Annotated in this window: 15 protein-coding genes; 8 read left to right on the forward strand and 7 right to left on the reverse strand. The window is 42.6% G+C overall.

The features are described 5' to 3' along the window. Positions 1 to 17: 17 nt before the first annotated feature. Positions 18 to 1928, reverse strand: coding sequence for a glycoside hydrolase family 15 protein (locus DXN04_RS32955; protein ID WP_116857688.1), 1911 nt, complete (start codon positions 1926 to 1928; stop codon positions 18 to 20). A gap of 287 nt (positions 1929 to 2215) precedes the next feature. Here DXN04_RS32955 and DXN04_RS34690 point away from each other — a divergent pair, with 287 nt between their 5' ends. From DXN04_RS34690 to DXN04_RS32990, 8 genes are all read left to right on the forward strand, one after another. Next, entirely contained in the window at positions 2216 to 2407 is a 192-nt protein-coding gene (locus DXN04_RS34690; RefSeq protein WP_147320138.1) for a hypothetical protein, read from the forward strand. Between the two features lie 130 nt (positions 2408 to 2537). After that, a complete protein-coding gene (locus DXN04_RS32965; protein WP_116857690.1) occupies positions 2538 to 3881 on the forward strand; it encodes a TolC family protein in 1344 nt (447 codons plus the stop codon). 21 nt (positions 3882 to 3902) lie between these two features. Next, positions 3903 to 5003 (forward strand): efflux RND transporter periplasmic adaptor subunit, encoded by a 1101-nt coding sequence (locus DXN04_RS32970; protein WP_233525741.1) that lies wholly within the window; start codon positions 3903 to 3905, stop codon positions 5001 to 5003. Between the two features lie 4 nt (positions 5004 to 5007). Further along, positions 5008 to 8223 (forward strand): efflux RND transporter permease subunit, encoded by a 3216-nt coding sequence (locus tag DXN04_RS32975; RefSeq protein WP_116857722.1) that lies wholly within the window; start codon positions 5008 to 5010, stop codon positions 8221 to 8223. Further along, a complete protein-coding gene (locus DXN04_RS35005; RefSeq protein WP_158569281.1) occupies positions 8220 to 8360 on the forward strand; it encodes a hypothetical protein in 141 nt (46 codons plus the stop codon). Before DXN04_RS32975 ends, DXN04_RS35005 begins: the two co-directional genes overlap by 4 nt. Before the next feature lie 28 nt (positions 8361 to 8388). Further along, positions 8389 to 8574 (forward strand): YgaP family membrane protein, encoded by a 186-nt coding sequence (locus tag DXN04_RS32980; protein ID WP_116857691.1) that lies wholly within the window; start codon positions 8389 to 8391, stop codon positions 8572 to 8574. Between the two features lie 70 nt (positions 8575 to 8644). Then, positions 8645 to 8959 carry a rhodanese-like domain-containing protein gene (locus DXN04_RS32985; RefSeq protein WP_116857692.1) on the forward strand — a complete coding sequence of 105 codons (315 nt, stop codon included), beginning with the start codon at positions 8645 to 8647 and terminating at the stop codon, positions 8957 to 8959. Between the two features lie 79 nt (positions 8960 to 9038). After that, positions 9039 to 9659, forward strand: coding sequence for a Crp/Fnr family transcriptional regulator (locus tag DXN04_RS32990; protein ID WP_116857693.1), 621 nt, complete (start codon positions 9039 to 9041; stop codon positions 9657 to 9659). Between the two features lie 152 nt (positions 9660 to 9811). On the opposite strand, the gene DXN04_RS32995 is transcribed toward DXN04_RS32990, so the two are convergent. Genes DXN04_RS32995 through DXN04_RS33020 form a run of 6 tightly spaced genes read right to left on the reverse strand, consistent with a single transcriptional unit; the run spans position 9812 to position 19462 of the window. Beyond that, positions 9812 to 10711 (reverse strand): S1 family peptidase, encoded by a 900-nt coding sequence (locus DXN04_RS32995; protein ID WP_116857694.1) that lies wholly within the window; start codon positions 10709 to 10711, stop codon positions 9812 to 9814. Between the two features lie 40 nt (positions 10712 to 10751). Beyond that, positions 10752 to 11843, reverse strand: coding sequence for a thioredoxin family protein (locus DXN04_RS33000; RefSeq protein WP_116857695.1), 1092 nt, complete (start codon positions 11841 to 11843; stop codon positions 10752 to 10754). Between the two features lie 12 nt (positions 11844 to 11855). Then, positions 11856 to 13202 carry a TlpA family protein disulfide reductase gene (locus DXN04_RS33005; protein WP_116857696.1) on the reverse strand — a complete coding sequence of 449 codons (1347 nt, stop codon included), beginning with the start codon at positions 13200 to 13202 and terminating at the stop codon, positions 11856 to 11858. Between the two features lie 53 nt (positions 13203 to 13255). Beyond that, a complete protein-coding gene (locus tag DXN04_RS33010) occupies positions 13256 to 14182 on the reverse strand; it encodes a hypothetical protein (RefSeq protein ID WP_116857697.1) in 927 nt (308 codons plus the stop codon). Between the two features lie 9 nt (positions 14183 to 14191). Next, on the reverse strand, positions 14192 to 15775 hold the full coding sequence (locus DXN04_RS33015; protein ID WP_116857698.1) for a RagB/SusD family nutrient uptake outer membrane protein: 1584 nt from the start codon (positions 15773 to 15775) through the stop codon (positions 14192 to 14194). A 12-nt stretch (positions 15776 to 15787) separates the two neighbouring features. Beyond that, a complete protein-coding gene (locus tag DXN04_RS33020; RefSeq protein WP_116857699.1) occupies positions 15788 to 19462 on the reverse strand; it encodes a SusC/RagA family TonB-linked outer membrane protein in 3675 nt (1224 codons plus the stop codon). Positions 19463 to 19574: the final 112 nt, after the last annotated feature.

A 19574-nucleotide genomic window follows, 5' to 3' on the forward strand; every position in this document is an offset into this window, starting at 1 on the left:
ATCTATTTTGTTATTTCTTAGTTAAGTCCATAATATGATAGCAGGGCCAAAGTATATGCGCCCGACCCATATCCCACCATAGGTATCATGCCTATATACATATCCCCCTTGTCACGAACGCAATTGCACCAGATCTCAATGTCACGTTTTTCGGCCGGCACTTTTTCCATCTGGGGTTTATTGCTGATCATTTCAGGAATCGTGTTGTGATTTGCAGCTGCCTGTGCTGTGATATAATCGATGAGGGGTTTAGCCGCTTTTTTATTGCCTGATTGTACATGTGCATAGGCTATCCGGAGATTGATAAATACCCATTCCTGATTTTCATACGGATCACCGCTTTCAAGGCGTATATAGCCGGGTCGTTCCCCTTTTATCCTCAGCCTTTTATCGTACGCATCCATGTGAGATTTAAAAAGATTTGTATCAGCTATAAGTCCGTTAGCAAAAAGTTCAAAGGAACCGCCGTCCCAGTATTCATGGTCGGTAATATTCATGTCGCCGGCATTGCCCTTTAGGTATTTATGGTCTACCAGCATATGATCTAATATGGCTTGTTTAATTTTTCCTGCGGCTTCTTTATATTTTTCGTAAGGCAAGTCCTGTCTTTTTTGTGCATCACTAAGTAGTTCTAAACCACGTGCACAGACACCTGAAGTGAAGGTATATTGTTTGGTCAATGCCAGGTGATGCTCCCAGGGTCCGGAATCGGCTTTGATAAGATGGTTGGATTCCATACAGTGAATGATCACATCTGCTATCTTGTGAGTAGCAATATCATTCCATTTGTTATAAAATGCCCAGTCTGCACTGCGGTTCACATAATCAATATAAGCAATAAGGAAAAGTCCAAAATCATCATATTCTATATTCGGTCCATCATCGTTGGTATCACATTCTTCACTGCCGTCCCCGAAATAGCGGGTAAGTGATACCTGGTAGTCCATTCCGGGACCATAATCCTTACCATCCTTATAAATATAGTGCTTGTATTTATTGGCAGGTGCTTTCAGCATGAATTCCAGGCCTTTCCTTGCTTCGTGGTACATTCCCAGCCTGGTCATTGCCTGTATGGCAAAAGCAGCGTCCCGAACCCATGCCGTATGCCATAAGCCGGGGCGTAAAGAAGCCATGATCTGCCCGGGGGAATTTGGAAATATTTCATACTCCGATACCTGGGACATTTTCAGCATGGTTATAGACTGTTCTAAGAGGCTCCGTTCTTTTACAGATAGTGTGGGAGGATATTTACAGTGGTCAATCAGCTTTCTCATGTATTTTACTTCGGTATCAATGTATGAACCGGGAGAAGACCTGATATTTTTAATTGCTTTGGTTACAATATCCCGGTCTTTATGCCGGGAATCAGTAAATGAGTAAAGGAAATATTTTTCGTAGATCTCCCCTTTATATTGTTTTAAAACGGAACCAGTAATAGCATTACCCTCTATCAGGCAGGGTAAGTCCTGCAGGGAATTTTCGAGATGGTCGATGCCGGATACCTGCTTTCCGGCTCCCATTTCAGCATCAAACTCCAGGTTTTCTATTATATTTTTTGGACCTCGTACTGCTATATAGAAAACTTTATCATGCTGCTGAAACGAAGCGGTATAATAGACTGTAAAATCTTTAAATTCAGCCGAGATAACATGGGTATTCTTTACATACACTGTCCGGAGCGGTTTCTCTGCACTTTTGAGCTTAATGTTTCCTATAAAAGGATGTACGTAATGGCTTGAATCAGTATTAGTAAAAATATGTGGATAGACATAGTCGATACCTCCTGTCTTTTCGTTATAGACTGCTACTATAAGGCCATTAGAGGTGGTAAATTTAAAATAGCTCTGTTCGGGCTGGATGTTAGCCCTTGAGGAAGATAAGGCTAAAAGAGCCAGGAACGACAATAGTAGTCTAGTTTTCATTTTCATGGAATCGGTTTTTATTCTTATATAATGGTCTCAGCTACCAGTGTTACTACAAGATATGGACATTTCTGAGGAAATTACGCAGCATGCTTTATTGATCTCTATCAGTTTTTAGGATATTTTATTGATGGCTGTCAATATTTAGAAATAATTGTAAATAAAGTATCAAAAATCCCCTTTTAAAATACTGTGTAACTTTTGTTACCATCTTTCATACTCTCACGAATGATCTTTACAGCCATTCAACATGATCTTTTATAAAACCAATTTTATCCTTCAAACTTAATACCATGAAAAACATACTCAAAGCCTGGAGTCTTTTCCGCATTATAAGATTCCTTGTGGGTGTAATTGTTATCATATGGGCTATACAGACCCATACGCTTATAATCGGAATCTTTGGGGCTATGATTATCGTACAGGCGATTGTTAACACCACCTGTTGTGACAATAACGCCTGTGCTACCAGGAAACGCGATTAACGCCGGGAACTCCAAATGAGTTTGAATCAAAAATAACATTCCCTGGATTTTATCAGCCCGCCCGGTAAGTAACAAATGTTACAGTTTACCTATCCTGCCAAAAGTACATTTGTTTTCAAATTAGCATTTGATGAACCGTACAACGCATTTAATAAAACTTCTTGTGTGCCTGCTGCCAGTGATCCAAAGCTTTTCGCAGGTAGCATATGCTCAGGATAGCACCAAAACCTTAAGTCTGGATGAAGCGATTTCAGTTACAATGGTCAATAATAAAGAACTTTATTCCGCAGTGATCGACGAACGCATCGCCGCATTTAAATACAATCAGCTGCAAGCCATCTTTCTGCCACATGCGGACTTTTCCTATACAGCGATGAGTACAAACAATCCGCTCAATGCTTTTGGCTTTAAGTTACAACAACGGTCTATCACACAGAACGATTTTAATCCTGATCTTTTAAATCATCCATCAGCTACGCCAGATTATATGGCGAGGCTGGAAGTATTGCAGCCATTGGTCAATATGGATATGATATATCAGCGAAAAGGTGCCGAAATGCAAACCGAAGTATATCGATATAAAACACAGCGAACGAAAGAATATATCACCTTTGAAGTGCAAAAGGCTTATCTGCAACTTGCATTATCTTATAAGGCCGTAAGTGTACTGGACGAGGCTTTGCAATTTACCAGGGATATCTATACCTATACTGAAAACCATTATAACCAGGGCCTGATTCAAAAATCAGATGTATTAAATGCCCAGGTACAGGTATCCGCTTTAACCAGTGACCTGGATAAAGCATACAGTGACATCCGCAACGTATCCGGCTATCTGAGTCTGCTGATGGGAGAAAAACCCGGTACTGTTTACAAAACGACTGATCCCGATTCACAGTTACCGCAATTTCCAGATCTACCTCACCATGTATCTTCTTCAAGAGCGGACCTTATGGCCATACAAAAAGGAATTGACGCATCAGCTATGATGATCAAATCAACCAGGATGAACTACCTGCCTAAGCTAAATGCCTTTGGCAGTTATCAATACAATGATAGTCGTCTTACTGGCTTTGGCGCAAATTCTTACCTGCTGGGATTACAATTAACCTGGAATATTTTCAATGGCAACCGCACGAAGAACACAATCACCCAACAAAAACTGGAACGGGACAAACTTGTATCCCAGTTAGCCACTCAAAAAGATCAAAGTCAGCTGGAACTGGATAAAGCCTACCGGGACCTGGCAGACTCCCGGGCAGCAATAACGCGGAGTAATGTGGCCGTAGAGCAGGCTGCAGAGGCTTTACGCATCCTGCAGAACAGGTATGAGCAGGGCCTTGTCAATACTACTGACGTATTGCTGGGGCAAACCCAACTCTCGCAACAAAAATTCTCCCTGGCAAAGGCCCAATTTACCGCTCATGTAACACAGGCCTATCTGCAGTTTTTAACGACAAGCGATAATAAATAAATATCCGAAAGAATGAATACTATGAACGTATCAAATATAATGGCATCTATTTCTGCTGGTATTGGACTATTGCTGTTAAGCTCCTGTTCATCGCATGTTAATAGGGATACCAGGACGAGTGAACATGCAGCAATAAGGGTAAGTGTAACTACTCCTGCCGCTAACGAACAACAGACATTAAACGTCAGCGGCCAGGTTGAAGCTGCAGAATCTGCCAACATCAGTACCAGGATAATGGGATTTATTACCAGGATCAATGTAAAAGTGGGAGATAAAGTTAGTAAAGGACAATTGCTGGCAACCATTAGTAACCAGGATATACTTGCAAAAAGAGCCCAGACCGAAGCAATGATTACAGCAGCGGAAGCAGCTTACAAAAGTGCACAGAAAGACTATGAGCGATTTACAACGCTATACAAACAACAAAGCGCTACTGCAAAAGAACTGGACAACATTAGCCTGCAATATACCTCTGCCCGATCCAGCCTCGAAAGGGCAAGACAGATGCGAAACGAAGTAAATGCCACGCTGAACTATACCAGCCTGACCGCACCATTTGCCGGCGTAATTACCCAAAAGCTGGCGGATGCCGGCAGTATGGCAAATCCAGGAATGCCCATTTTAACCCTTGAACAAAGTGGTAGCTACCAGGTAAGCGCAGCCGTTCCTGAGAATGCCATTCTCCAAATCCACCAGGGATCAGCTGCTACTATTAATATTAGCGCGGTCAATAAAACATTTACAGGAACAATTGCGCAAATTAGCCAGTCATCACAATTTTCCGGCGGACAATATATCATCAAGCTGGATATCCCCGACCAGGAGAAAAAACAATTGCTTGCGGGGATGTATGCTAATGTTTCCATCCCTATTCAGAAAGCTCCTGCTAATCCGTACAATGACCAGGTACTCGTGCCGCTTTCCTGCATTGAACATAAAAATGCATTAACAGGATTATATACTGTGGGGAATAATAACACCGCCCTGTTGCGCTGGGTAAGACTTGGCAAAGTGGAAGGGAACCAGGTAGAAGTACTTAGTGGACTTGCAGCACATGAACAGTTTATTGTTCAGGCAGAAGGCCGGTTATTTAATGGTGTGGCTGTTCAAATTAAAAAATAATAGCATGGAAAAAGGCTTTTCTGGAAATATAGCAAAGGGATTTATTCAGTCGAAATTGACCATACTGTTGATGATCGCCTTCTTATTGATCGGTGGATTTAGTACATTTTTAATACCCCGTGAAGAAGAACCCCAGATACAGGTACCAATGGCAGATATCTTCATTGGATACCCCGGCGCTTCTCCAAAAGATGTAGAAACAAAGGTGAGCGCTCCAATAGAAAAAATGATTTCCAACATCAAGGGCGTTGAATATGTTTATTCAACTTCCATGCAGGGGCAGGCGATGGTGATTGTGCAGTTTAATGTAGGGGAAGATGTAGAACGTTCATTAGTAAAACTATATAGTGAACTAATGAAAAATATGGATAAAATGCCTCAGGGCACTACGCTTCCCTTAATAAAAACCAGGGCTATAGATGACGTACCTGTATTGGGTTTAACACTTTGGAGCGATAAATACGACGACTACCAGCTTAAACAAATTGGCCAGGAATTGGCCAACGAGGTCAAAAAAATCAATGATGTATCGGACGTTAACATTATCGGCGGCCGGAACCGGGAAGTGAAAGTAATTCCTGATAAGAACCGCATGGCGGAATACCATGTAGACTTCCTGTCTCTTAGTAAACAGATACAGGGCAGTAACATACAATTACCTGGCGGTATACTCCTGCAAAAAGATACCGCATTTTCTGTTGAAACCGGGAACTTCCTGACATCTTCTGATGATGTGGGAAACCTGGTGATTGGTATCAATAATCAACAACCCGTTTACCTGAGACAAGTGGCAGCTGTCACTGAAGGGGCAGAAACGCCGAAGCAGTATGTCTTGTTCGGGTATGGGAAAGCGGATCCCGGACTGGCGAATGGTTTCAACTCCAATTATCCCGCTGTCACACTTTCTGTTGCCAAGAAAAAAGGAGCGGATGCCATGCAATTATCGGGGCAGATCCTCAGCAAGATAGGAAATATTAAAAAGCAGCTCCTGCCAGACGATGTGCACCTGACTGTCACCCGTAATTATGGAGAAAGCGCGTCGGATAAAGTTAGTGAATTGCTGTTGCACCTGTTTATTGCCATCGTAGTGGTAACAGTATTTGTGATGCTTGCCATGGGATGGCGGGGAGGCTTGGTCGTGTTCTTGTCAGTGCCTGTAACTTTTGCGCTTACATTGTTCGCGTATTATTTTATGCACTATACGCTTAATCGTATCACGCTGTTTGCCCTGGTATTTATAACCGGTATTGTGGTGGATGATTCCATTATCATTGCTGAAAACATGCACCGCCATTTTAAAATGAGGAGACTTCCTCCTCTCCAGGCAGCTATTTATGCCATTAATGAAGTAGGTAACCCGACCATCCTGGCCACTTTTACGGTGATCGCGGCCGTATTGCCTATGGCCTTTGTCTCAGGTATGATGGGGCCTTATATGAGCCCCATGCCTATTGGCGCATCAATTGCGATGATACTGTCCCTGATCGTTGCATTGACTTTAACTCCTTACCTGGGTTATATATTCCTGCGTGAAAAAGAAAAACACGGTATAGTATCTGAAGAAGGGGAACCTACAATACTGGAAGATACCCGCATCTATAAGATATACAGCTTGTTCATGCAGCCCCTATTGGAAACGCGCTGGAAACGCTGGACATTCATCCTGAGTATTGTCTTTATCCTGCTGGCTTCTTTATCTATGTTCTATACTAAATCTGTAGCAGTTAAGATGCTGCCTTTTGATAATAAAAACGAGTTCCAGGTAGTCATTGACATGCCAGAGGGCACTACATTAGAGAAAACACAGGCAGCAGCAAAGGACATTGCCATCTATATTGCACAACAACCTTTGGTAAGCAACTATCAAACCTATATCGGCACCTCAGCCCCCATCAGTTTTAATGGCCTGGTCAGACACTATGATCTGCGCAGGGGAGAAAATGTTGCAGATATCCAGGTGAACCTGATAGATAAAAAGGACCGTAATATTCAAAGTCATGACATTGCCAAAGGCATGCGTAGTGCAATACAATCAATAGCGCAAAAATATAACGCAAATGCCAAAATAGTAGAGGTACCTCCAGGTCCTCCTGTGCAATCTACATTGGTTGCCGAAATCTATGGCCCCGACTACAATGAGCAGATCAGAATGGGCCAACAGGTAAAGGAGCTGCTGGAAAAAACCGGGAATGTTGTAGATGTGGACTGGATGACGGAAGCAGACCAGCCGGAATATCACATTGAAGTGGATAAAGAAAAAGCAATGCGTTATGGCATAGCATCCTCACAGGTGGTAGAGACGATTCATGCGGCATTGTCCGGTATGCAGGCTGGTTATATTTTTCAACCGTCAGCTTACGAACAGACCATCATAAAGCTTCAACTGGATGATGCCGACAAAAGCCGTATAGACGACGTACTGGACCTGAAAATGTTGAATATGCAGGGGAATACAGTACCTATAGGCGACCTGGTACACATAACCCGGCAGCTCAAGCCTAAAAGTATCTACCGCAAAAACCAAAAAGAGCTGGTGTATGTATTGGCTGATATGGCAGGAGAACTGGAGAGCCCTTCTTATGCCATATCAGATGTATCCGGAAAATTAAAAAGCATCAAAGTACCCGATGGTTATTCACTGAAAGAAGAATATACACACCAGCCTGAGCTTGAAGATAATTATAGCCTCAAATGGGATGGCGAATGGCAAATCACGTTTGAGGTATTCAGGGATCTCGGGATTGCTTTCGCCGTAGTAATAATCATGATTTATATCCTGATTGTAGGCTGGTTTCAGAATTTCACTGTTCCCCTGATAATGCTGGCGGCCATCCCCTTGTCATTAATTGGAATCGTATTAGGGCATTGGATGTTGCATGCCTATTTTACGGCCACTTCTATGATCGGTTTCATTGCACTGGCAGGGGTTATGGTAAGAAATTCGATACTGCTGATAGATTTTGTCAATATAAGATTGAGAGAGGGTATTCCCTTAAAACAGGCGATTATAGAAGCAGGAGCCGTGCGGACAACCCCTATTCTTCTCACAGCAGGTGCTGTAGCACTGGGAGCCGTTATTATTTTATTTGACCCGATTTTCCAGGGATTGGCCATATCGCTGATGGGTGGAACTGTTACCTCTACTTTCCTGACATTGATTGTGGTACCACTTCTATACTTCAAAATGATGCGTAAAAAATCATTAAAATCTGATTTATGAAATTAATTGTGATCAACTGTTTAAGGGAGTACCTGGAAGAAATCTCCGGCATATTTAAACAGGTAAATATCAACGTCTTTAGTACCTGCGGGTCTCACGGTAAGATTTCCTATCCGCGTCTTTGTACTGCCGGTTGAAAAATCTTTATAACTAAACCAATAAAAAATGAAAGAAAGAATAGTTCGTGCCTTTGCCGGCATATTAGTCATTGTAAGTTTAATATTAGGCTATACTATCCATATTCACTGGCTTTGGCTGGGAGCGTTTGTCGGTATCAACCTGTTACAATCTGCATTTACAGGTTTTTGCCCACTGGAGATATTATTGAAAAAATCCGGTATAAAAAATTAACAATCACTGAGTGTAACATTTATTACCGTATAGACAGGTATTGACAGTCATCCATAAAAATTATCAAATTATGAATATTTTCAAACAATTATTCGGCGGTTCTCCAGCTATTGACCTGGAAAGTGTCATTAAAGAAGGAGCATTCCTGGTAGATGTACGTACCACACAGGAGTTTGCAGGCGGCCACGTTCACGGATCTGTAAACATCCCCCTCAACCAGCTTGCTTCACAAATTTCCAGGTTTTCAGGTAAACAGCACATCATCGTATTTTGCCAGAGCGGCGGCAGAAGCAGGCAGGCAAAGTCTATCCTGGAGGCAAAAGGCATTACCAATGTAATTGATGGCGGGGCCTGGACGCATGTAGCGAAGTATAGTAAAGTCTAATAAAAACGAATAAGGCAAAGTCAGGGGTTGGTTCGAAGAAGTCCGGCGTTTGGATCTTACTAATTACTAAATTAGCAGTATGAATACGCCTGAGAATTTAAATTCCCTGTTTGAACCAGCCTTAATGGAAGAGATTGAGGCATCCGGTGAATTGCGGTCGTTTAAAGACGGAGAAATCGTTATTGATTACGGTAAATATATCCGTATGATGCCACTGGTAATCAAAGGATCATTAAAGGTGTTAAAAAGAGACGAAAACGGTAATGAGATATTATTGTATTATCTCTCCAGCAATGAGACCTGCTCAATGGCATATAGCTGCTGCCTGGAAGAGAAAAAAAGCGAAATAAAGGCAATTGCCGAAGGTGATCTTGAGATCATTGCCATTCCACATCATAAACTCGATGAATGGCTGATTAAATATCCAGGTTGGAAGAAATTTATTTTGCGAAGCTTTAATGATCGCTTCTATGAGCTTTTAAAATCTATTGAAAGCATTGCGTTCCTCAATTTAGATGAACGGCTGCTTGCATATTTAAAAGAAAAAAGCCGTCTCTCAGGTTCAAACGTTATCAAAGCATCACACAACCAGATAGCCGAAGATCTGGCGACCTCCAGGGTAGTAATTTCCAGATTGCTAAAAATAATGGAGAATAAGGGCCGGATATTATTATATCGAAATGAAATAAAGCTATTATAGCATTGTAAAACACAGATGCGATAACAAAACAAAAGCGGGTGTATCAGCAGTAATATTCTCCGGATTTGCATATCCGGGATGGTGGGAATTCCATATATGTAGTGCTCAATGCATTCAATTTACTTTTGATACACCCACTTAATTATTAAAAACTATTTCCGGATCAGTTTCCAAAGTGATTCGACAGGTACTGTGTTCTTTAGCACCATCTGCACACCAGCATCTATATTAGTATGTAAAAACATACGTGTATTTGCGACCGTACCCACCACGTTACCGTAAATATCCATTACGGGGCCACCGCTGGAACCTGTTGCATAATCAGCCGATACAGACATCATTTCCCGGAAGAATTTGTTCTCTCCTTCTCCTGCCTCTTCCATATACCTATTATTCACATTTCCCTGGGAAAAGTAATAATGGATTCCTTTGGGATGACCAAGTATATAGATCTTATCACCAATGGCAGCTGAATCTGCCAGCGCAAAAGCGGGTAAGACATCACCATGTGTCTCCAATTGAAGAATGGCAAGGTCCATTTTTTTAGACGATGCGAGAACAGCCTTGACTGCATAGGTGCGGCCATCTGCCATACGGACTACAAATCCTTTTGGCTTATTGCCGTCTTTCATAAATGCATAGGTGGCTGTGACATGGTAGTTAGTGACAATGATACCTTTCGGATCGATTACATAACCTGTAGATTCGCTCAAATGTACATTTGAGCACCTTGGACATAGATACGCTACACCGGTGATCACTGTAGCACTCTTAGCTTTCTCATACACCCCATGGCCCGTCAGTTCCTTCGAAGCCGGCTTTGCCAGATCAAGGGTGACACCACTCCGTTCTGCGACCAATGCCTTTTGTACTTCTTCTGCGCTAATGATTTCCCCTTTTGCAGATAAGGAATCAAAAGAATGTAAGAAGTCGGCAGCTATCTTTGCATCGTCCGTAAACCCCTGTCCAACTGCTATACCAGCTATGAACAGAACATTTACTGACAATAATACTATTAATCTGATCGTATATCCTTTTGAAAAAAAACTCATTTTTCTGTTATTTAAAGTATAGACAACCGGGTATCGTCATTTATCTTGAGAGAGCGTCTAACTGACCCTGGCTGTACTTTGCCTGTCTTTCGAAATTCTTTTTCTCCAACTGGAAATATTCCTTGATGGCGGCTTTCTGGGCATCTGTAGCATTATGTACTTTACTTGCCAGAATACCATCCAGTATGCCCTTAAAGACATCATTATCCGGCATACTGTTAATATACCGTTTGTAGTAATTAATCATTCCATCCAGGTCCTTATTCACCACATACAAAGCAACCCTGCACATGTGCAACTCAGGAGTCGGCTCCATCTTTAACAATGAAATGGTATACGCGATATCTTCCACCTGCTGAGGGGTATAAAATACATTATACCTTGCACCGGTTTCATTTGCGATCAGGTACATATGCTTGCGAACCTTATCGAAGATGATACGGTTAGCCACCTCTGTACCAATTGCCTGATCAATACGTCTTTTGTCCAGCATCAGTTTCCTGAAAAAAGGGCTGCCGAAATCAGCTGTTTCCAATGCCATCTTCAGGTAGTCTCCACTGAACCGCTCATAATCCATCGCCTTGTCGAAGACTTCACTCAACACAGGAGACGGATCTCTCGCATTCTCATACAGCGCCTGGGCATAAGGCAATGCAGTCGTCATATTCTTTTCCTTCTCATAAGCCGCCTTTAAACCAGCCAATGAATTATTAGGATTCAAAGCCACCTTCACCTTTTCAATAAACTCCTCTGCAACCGCTTTTCCTACCACCCTGTTGATCTCTTCTCCCTTTGCATTCAGGATCAGGAATGTGGGAAATATTTTAACATCATATTTCTTTCCGATATCAATGCCTTCTCCTTTCTCTATGTCGAACTTGACAGAAACGAATTTCGGATTGAAAAAGTCACCTGATACTTTTTTAGGAAATTCCTGTTTGGCCATTTCAATACAAGGGCCACACCAGCTGGTATAACAATCAACGAAGATCAGTTTTGGTGATGCGGGATCAGCAGCTTTCGCCATTGCTTCTTTCAATGTCAGCTGCTGGAAAATTATGCCCTGTGCAATAGTGTTTTGTTTACACAAAACGCCTATTGCCAGGAATATCGAAACAATGAATACTCTCATTTATTCTACGTGTTAAATTTTGGATTCGATTAACTCTTTTAACTTTGGATCGGAAGGCCGGATTGCATCATAACTCACCATTTTACCATTCTTGTCAAACAGGATGAAGCGTGGTACTGAGACGATCTCGTAGTCCTTGAGCATACTGCCCTGGTTGTTGGAATATAAATGTAATCCTGAAAGTTTCTTGGTCTCTACCATATTCTTCCATTTATCTTTCTCTGTGTCAATAGAGATACTAAGGAACACAACATCTTTACCTTCGAAAGATTTCTCAAGTGTCTCCAGTGCTGGCTGTTCTGCCAGGCAAGGCTTACACCAGGTAGCCCATACATCTACCAACACCACTTTACCACGAAAATCTTTCAGATGATGTACTTTACCTGCCATATCAGGATATGCAAAATCAATTGCCTCACCTCCAGGTTCTTTCACATTCGCTCTCTTCTCAAGCACCGCCATTTTTTTCTTTTGCTCCTTTGTGACCATGTACTGTTTGTTCTTGTTCACAAATTTAGCCATGTTCTGGTATTCGTGGCGGTCTAATAGTGTGAGAACATAATTGGCTCTCAACATTGGATCAGTGATTTCAGGAACAATTACATCTTCAAGGAATCCACTCTCAGCATTGTAAATGTAGTGGCGTACGAATCCATGACTCTGTATGTAGCTGTAACCAAAGGGGAGTGTCCAGATCTGTGGATCTGAATATTTCTCCGTGTTAAACAGGTTCACCAGGAAAGCAGGATATTTGTCACGCTTTTCATATCCTATGCCTTCTGTAAATGGTAGCATCGCATCCATCCGGAAACTATAAGGCAACATCATCTTTACATAAGTGTCAAATTTCTTGTTACCAGTATTGACAGTACTCATAAATTTTTCAGCAGGTGCAACTATTGAATCAAGTGTAGTAGCATAGTGATCGTGTGCCCTTAGCCAACCTTCTTTGGTATAACCATACTTTCTCAATGGCATCATGATCTTATACCAGTCGGCAAACACTTTGTTCTCATTATTGACTGTGCCAGAATACGCTACCTCACCCAATCCACCATCGATCGTAAGTGTATCTCCTTTGCGCATATAGATAGGATAAACTTCATCTTCAAAGCCTATATACCTGATCACGTTCAGATCGCTGTCTCCCACCTGCACCTGGAATGAATGATCCTGCCTGGTCAAAGGGATCATGGAATAAGGCACAATTTCACCCTCTACAGTCTTGAAAAGATAGATCTGGCTCGCACTCACGTTGCCGCCTTTTTCCCTCTCAAATTTACCTTTGATCACCGCATTCTGCGCCCATGCCGCTGCTGAAATACCCAGCAGCAGGACAGATAAAACTGTTTTTTTCATTTGGAACTTTTAAAATATTTGAAATATGATTGTTTGATGTATTTATTAACCGACTATTGGACAGGTACCCCTAAATCAGTCAGTATTTGCCTGATATAACCATATTTGGTCATGATAGTAGTCTGCGTACCATATTGCTGTTTAAATTTGGCATCTGAGCCGCCGAGTATTGCCTCTATGTACATACTTACATCCATATAGGTTGACATCGGCGTGAAATATGAATTTCGCGGATCTGTCCCCAGGAACCCAATTGCCTGTGGCGTAGCTGTAACGCCGGGTGGCAGGCCGGTCACATAAGTAGAAAGCTGGAATGTATATACACCATAGGCATCCTTCGAGGTCATAAATTTCCTGGAGGCATTGTAAAATTTATCCAGGATATCTTTGTATTTATCATCCTGCACCGCATTGGTAAGCAAGGCACGCAGAATAGCCCCTTTGTAAGCTGCCCGGGTAGCATCATCCATAGTGGGTATCTGTGATACCGCACCTATCACCACCGTATTGAACCCCTTAAAGGCGTAGCTGCCAAACCCATAGCTGCTAAACGTATTTACAAGCAGGATACTAGGTACATGTACATCTTTAGGCAACGACGGCATAATCTCCGCTTTCAGAAATGCCAGCGCCGCTGGCACATCGTCTTTCGAACAATAAGTGAATGACTGCACATATGGTGGCGCACTCGAACCCTGCGAACCACCCAGTGAATAACTCATGGACAACACTTCGTAAAAAGTGTAATCATGCCCGAACACATCCTTCCGCTGCTGAGAACCAATCGTATCATTGATATATATCGGTATCCCTGTTTCCTTGTAGAACAGGTAATTCGCATGAATCGTAGCATCGTTTGGATCATCTTCTACTACGAGCCAGTTTTTATCGTAGTCAGGAAAGGTCGTTTCTTCTTCCTTTCTGCATGACGTCGCCATAGCAAACAAAGTAAAGGCGATCAGATATATTTTGTAGTTCATGTGCACTGATTAAAATGGTTGAATCTGACGAACAGGACGAACTGGATTTGTAAGGGAGCCTTGATTAAATGTGATGGCATAATCAGGGATCGGCACCTGCCAGGCTGCAGCATCCTGCGCAAAGGAATTAAGCACGTAATAACCTGCGAGGGAATACGAATTGGAGGATGCATCATAGTTGTACACAGGATGTTTGATAGCAAAACTGGCGGGTAAAGGATACTTCGAATTCACCTCATAACGCCTGAGATCAAACCAGCGCTGCCCTTCAAAACACAGTTCACGGCGACGTTCGGCGCGGATGAAATCGACCAGTGCCTCATTTGATGAAGGTACCTGGTCTGCAGTTGCATTTCGGAAACGCTTAGCACGGAGATTTTGTAGCTCAGTTTTAGCTTCTCCATCTGACCCCAGCATTGCCAATGCTTCTGCACGATTCAATATCACTTCTGAATAGCGGAGATAAAATATGTCAGACACCTGGGCTACATCATTATACGTAGTCCATGATCTGTATTTTCTTGGCAGAAACGCTTTATTTTTGGTGGATCTGTCAAAGAAGGCGTTACGTCTCAGGTCTGCCGTATCATAAGTGTCCATCAGGTTATCAGAAGCCTTAAAAGCAGAAACGCGGTTATCATCGCCATTCCATGCAGAAAGTGAGTCGTCCATAAAAACAGCCGGTGTAACGTTAGCGCCCATCGTAAAAATAGCCTCACCGGAAGTGCGGTAGTTGAAATTGGACCCCTGTATAAACTGGTTGAGATCTGTAAGACTATATCCCATCGTCTCAAAATCCTTCAGGGTAGCAACCACCTTATCATATTGCTCAGTATACAGGTAGACCCTGCTGAGTAACACTTTAACAGCCGCAATACCCACCCTGATATTATTGTCAGGATTGTAACCGTCCAGGTAAGTCGCCGCCTGATTCAGGTCTGCAATAATCTGATCGTAGACCTTTTGATTATTATCCCTGGAGAAATATTTATCATCAATTTTTTCAGATACTTTCACTGGTACACCTCCATCTGTGGCAGCAGTGCTCGTGCGATAAGGAGCACCATAAATATTCTGCAGCATGAAGTAATAATACCCCCTGAGAAAGTAAGCTTCTCCACGGATATGGTTCAATTGCACATTTTGTGAGGAGCTGTCCGCAATTCTTGTCGCCTGGTAAAGGATCGCATTCAAAGACCCGATACGTTTGTACAACTTGCGCCAGGCCGTTTCTTCCCATGCAGTATTCAGGATATTAACAGATGGTAACTGGCTCCAGTTATGAAAACCGGAAAACATATACAACGGAGTAGCCTGACTTGTTTCGACCTGATCTGCTACAAACGTTTCACTGTCATCATCCATTACATGTAGCCACGGTGCAAAGACACTCGATTCTCCTGTCAGATCCGACATCGTAGCCTGACTATAGATAGAGAATGTAACATTATTTATGAATGCTTCTCCAATCATCAGTTGCTCAAGATCGTTTGTATTAGTGGCATATCTCTGATCTGTAGTATATTCTTCCAGGAATTTACTGCATGATGGCAGTAGCAGTAAGCACAGAAGCAGCGCAAATACATTTTTCATGGTGCTTAAATTTTAGAATGAAACGTTAATAGTACCCGTGTAACTAGGCCTTACTGAAAGGTTGATATTAGGAGATGCGCCTGATTGTGCAGGATCCTGTCCTTTTAATAACTTGTTCGTGATCGTGAACATATTGGTGCCCGTAATACTTACATAAGCCGATGAAAATCCCAGCTTCTTTATCATTTTTTCATCAAAGTTGTATTTGAAAGAAGCTGACTGGAGTTTCAAATAATCCGCACTAACCACCCTCAAATCCGAGTTATCATACATATCATATACAGTACCACCAAAAGAGTAAGCACTTGCCGGATAACTATTCCACCATGGCGTATTCAGATTATTGTTTGCCTGCAGACCAGGAATATTGGTATATGCTTCGTCACCCGGGCGGCGCCACCTGCGTACAAATTCCTTGCGCAGGTTCTGCTGTGGATAGGTAATCGTAGAAGCATATCCGGAAGCTATCTTCAGCATCCTGATCTTGTTACCAAGAGAGTAGGTAATATTACAGGACAGGCCAAAATTTCTCCAGCCAAAATAGTTGGAAATACCACCTTGTAAGAAAGGTTCTCTACGTCCGGATTCAGTCATCACAGACAGGTAGACATCCTCCTTTTTCATCTGGGAGTATTTCTTATTGTATTCATCTGCGAGTTCAGCTTCTGCGCCATAAAAAATTGGAGATCCGTCTTCATGACTCAGGCCTTTAAATTTGTAGGAGTAAAAAGTATTGAGCGGCTTACCGGCCAACTGTACAGACCCATCCAGGAAGTTACTATAGGTAATATTATCCATCAGCACGTTATTCCTGTTATTGATAGCCCTGTTCAATACTTTGTTCAATACCTCTCCCAGCTGTGGATCTATACGCCACACAAATCCCCTGCGGGAACTGTTTACATTGACATTATCAATCGCTTTTATTGACAGCGCTACTTCTACACCCTTGTTCTCCAGCGTACCACTGTTGATCACGTATTGTTGTACACCGTTGATCTCTGACACCGTTTTGTTCAGGAATGCATCCTTGGTCCTTTTATAGAAATAGGCCACTGACCCATTCAGTTTACCTTTCAGGAGAGAAAAATCAAAGCCGGCGTTGAAAGAAGATGTCCGTTCCCATTTCAGGTCCGGATTAGGATAGTTCACAATATTGGCAAAAGGTTCATTATAATAAAGATCAGTATATGTTTGCTGGCGGATTATCATGTTGGCAGACTGCCCTGGCAGCATATTTCCCTGCCAGCCCCATGATCCCTTAAAGGCCAGGTCATTGATCCATCCTACATTTGGCACGACATCATTTTTCATGTTCCAGCGACCTGACAATGCCCAGATAGGCAGGAAGCGATTATTGGTTCTGGAACCAAAAAGATTGGATTGTTCACCCCTGATATGGACATTAAACATATACCTGTTATCATAAGTATAACCTGCTGTACCAAACCAGGCAAAATCGTTTGTCAGCTGGCGGTTATAAGAACCCAAGGCTGGTTTTGTAATCATCCACATATTGTAATACCCACTATAGGTAGTAGGTACGATATCAAAATACCCCCCCATTTCTCTGAAGTAACCTCTGCGGGTAATGTCAAACCCGTTGTATGCATTAGATTTCACTTCCACACCGCCTGTTGCTGTTATGGAGTGTTTCCCTGAATTTCCCAATGTAGTCATGTAGTTCACCTGCAAACGACCGGTATAATTCCTGTTGCTTGTTGTAGACTTCTGCATTTCACCTCCTACAGGTGCCAGGTCAGACCTGGTAGATTGATCGGCGCGTAACTTAAATATGTAATACGTGTTCTTGGTATAATACACCTCCCGGTCATTGCTGCTCACGCCAACAGCAAAAGTACCTTCCAGATCCAACCCCCTGATCACATGCCACCTTAACAAAGCTCTGACATTGGTAGAGATAAGGTTTGTATGATCATTACTATTGTCACGCTCATTCAGGATATTGTAATTATAAAATAGCGAACCCGTATTATTTGTTTGTGGATAATAAAAGAGACTTCCATCTGTATTATACGCAGGGATAGTACGGCTGGTATTATAAGCATAGTTCATGATTCCCAGGTCCGATGGCGTATAATTCTTCACCTGGTAACTACCATTGAAGGCAATCTGTGCCATGAACTTTTTGTAGTCGGCAGTAATGTTCAGCATGGATGAGTAACGTTTGTTACTTTCTTCTTTGATCACGCCCTGTTCGTTCAGGTAACCGATAGACGAGTAATACTTGATATCCTTAGATCCGCCGGAGAGGTTTAATGTATGGTTTTGCGTAAAAGCATCATGCGTGATCAATCCCATCCAATCCGTATTCACATTGGCATAGTAATCACTTAAACGTTTGAACTCATTATAATCGATCTTACCGCTATAGTAATCCTGCAACGCTCTTTCATATCCTGACCATTGCGTCACGTTATTATATTGCATACCACGCTCTACCATTTCTTTCGATACATCCATGCGCTCCCTGGAGGTCATCATGTACATACTCCTGTCAGAATATCTGGGACGACGTGAATAGCCGGATGACAAGGAATAAGATAGCGTCGGCTTTCCAGGCTTTCCTTTCTTGGTGGTGATCACGATCACACCATTACCGGCTTTGGCACCATACAGCGCAGTAGCAGAAGCATCTTTCAGCACGTCAATCTGCTCGATATCTTCAGGGTTCAGACCTGAGATCGCATTTCCCAGCAGGTTCACGAAATCGAGGTCATTGATCTGCTGGGGATCCACGTTAACAGGATCTGTCAGTACGATACCATCCAGCACCCAGAGTGGCTCACGATTACCAAGAATGGTAGACGTACCACGGATCCTCAGTTTAGGAGCAGCACCCACCTGACCGGAGTTTTGCATGAACATCATGCCCGGTACCCTGCCTTCCAGCAATTTGTCAATCGAATTCACACCCGGCGTAATGATATCATCCATCTTGATGGTGGTAACAGCACTGGTGAGGTGACGACTGTCTACCTTCTGATAACCTGTGTTGACCACTACCACTTCATTCAGGTCTGAAGCTGCCATGGCAAGTGTAACTACCCGGGCTCTCCTTGCACTTATTTCCATATCAGCATAACCAAGCATATGGATCTGAAGCATCCCATCTGCATACTGACCAGGAATGACGAAGTCACCGTTTTTATCAGTCCTCGTGCCAAATTTGGTATTCTTCACCTTGATAGCAACCCCTTCCAGTGGAAGGCCTGCTTCGTTCGTGATACGGCCATTTACATCAGAACGGAATGCCTGCTCCTCTTCGGTAGAAAGCGATGGTGCCTTTTCTGTAATGATGATCAGGCCATCTTTGATCTCATAGCTCAAGGGCTGTTCTGACAGGAATTTTTGCATGGCACTGGAGATCGGCTCCTTCACCAGTTTCAATGTAACCGGCTTTGTCTTTTTCAGAATGCGGTCATTGTACGAAAAGTCGAATTTGGTCTGCCTGCTGATCTCTTCCGCCACCTTCACAAATGGCGCATTTTTCACATCCAGTGTGACTGTCTGCGCCTTTACTGACGCAAACAGTTGCAGGATAAGAATAGGAATAAAGACGGACAAAAATTTGGTTGTAAGAGATAATGTGCTACAATTGTTCTTTCCCGAACGCTCACAGTACAGCACATACCTTTTGTCCCTGACAAAAAGGAGATTGCCCATAAATTGAAACGGTTGGTTTTTGGTTGATTATTATAAGTATAAGGATCCCCCCTGCCGATGTGTCTAAATACACACCAGCCTTAAGACGGACAGCCGATAAAAAGACTTTGGT

Origin of the sequence: Chitinophaga silvisoli, from assembly GCF_003412465.1 — a bacterium.
In the GTDB taxonomy this organism is placed as follows: Bacteria; Bacteroidota; Bacteroidia; order Chitinophagales; family Chitinophagaceae; genus Chitinophaga; species Chitinophaga silvisoli.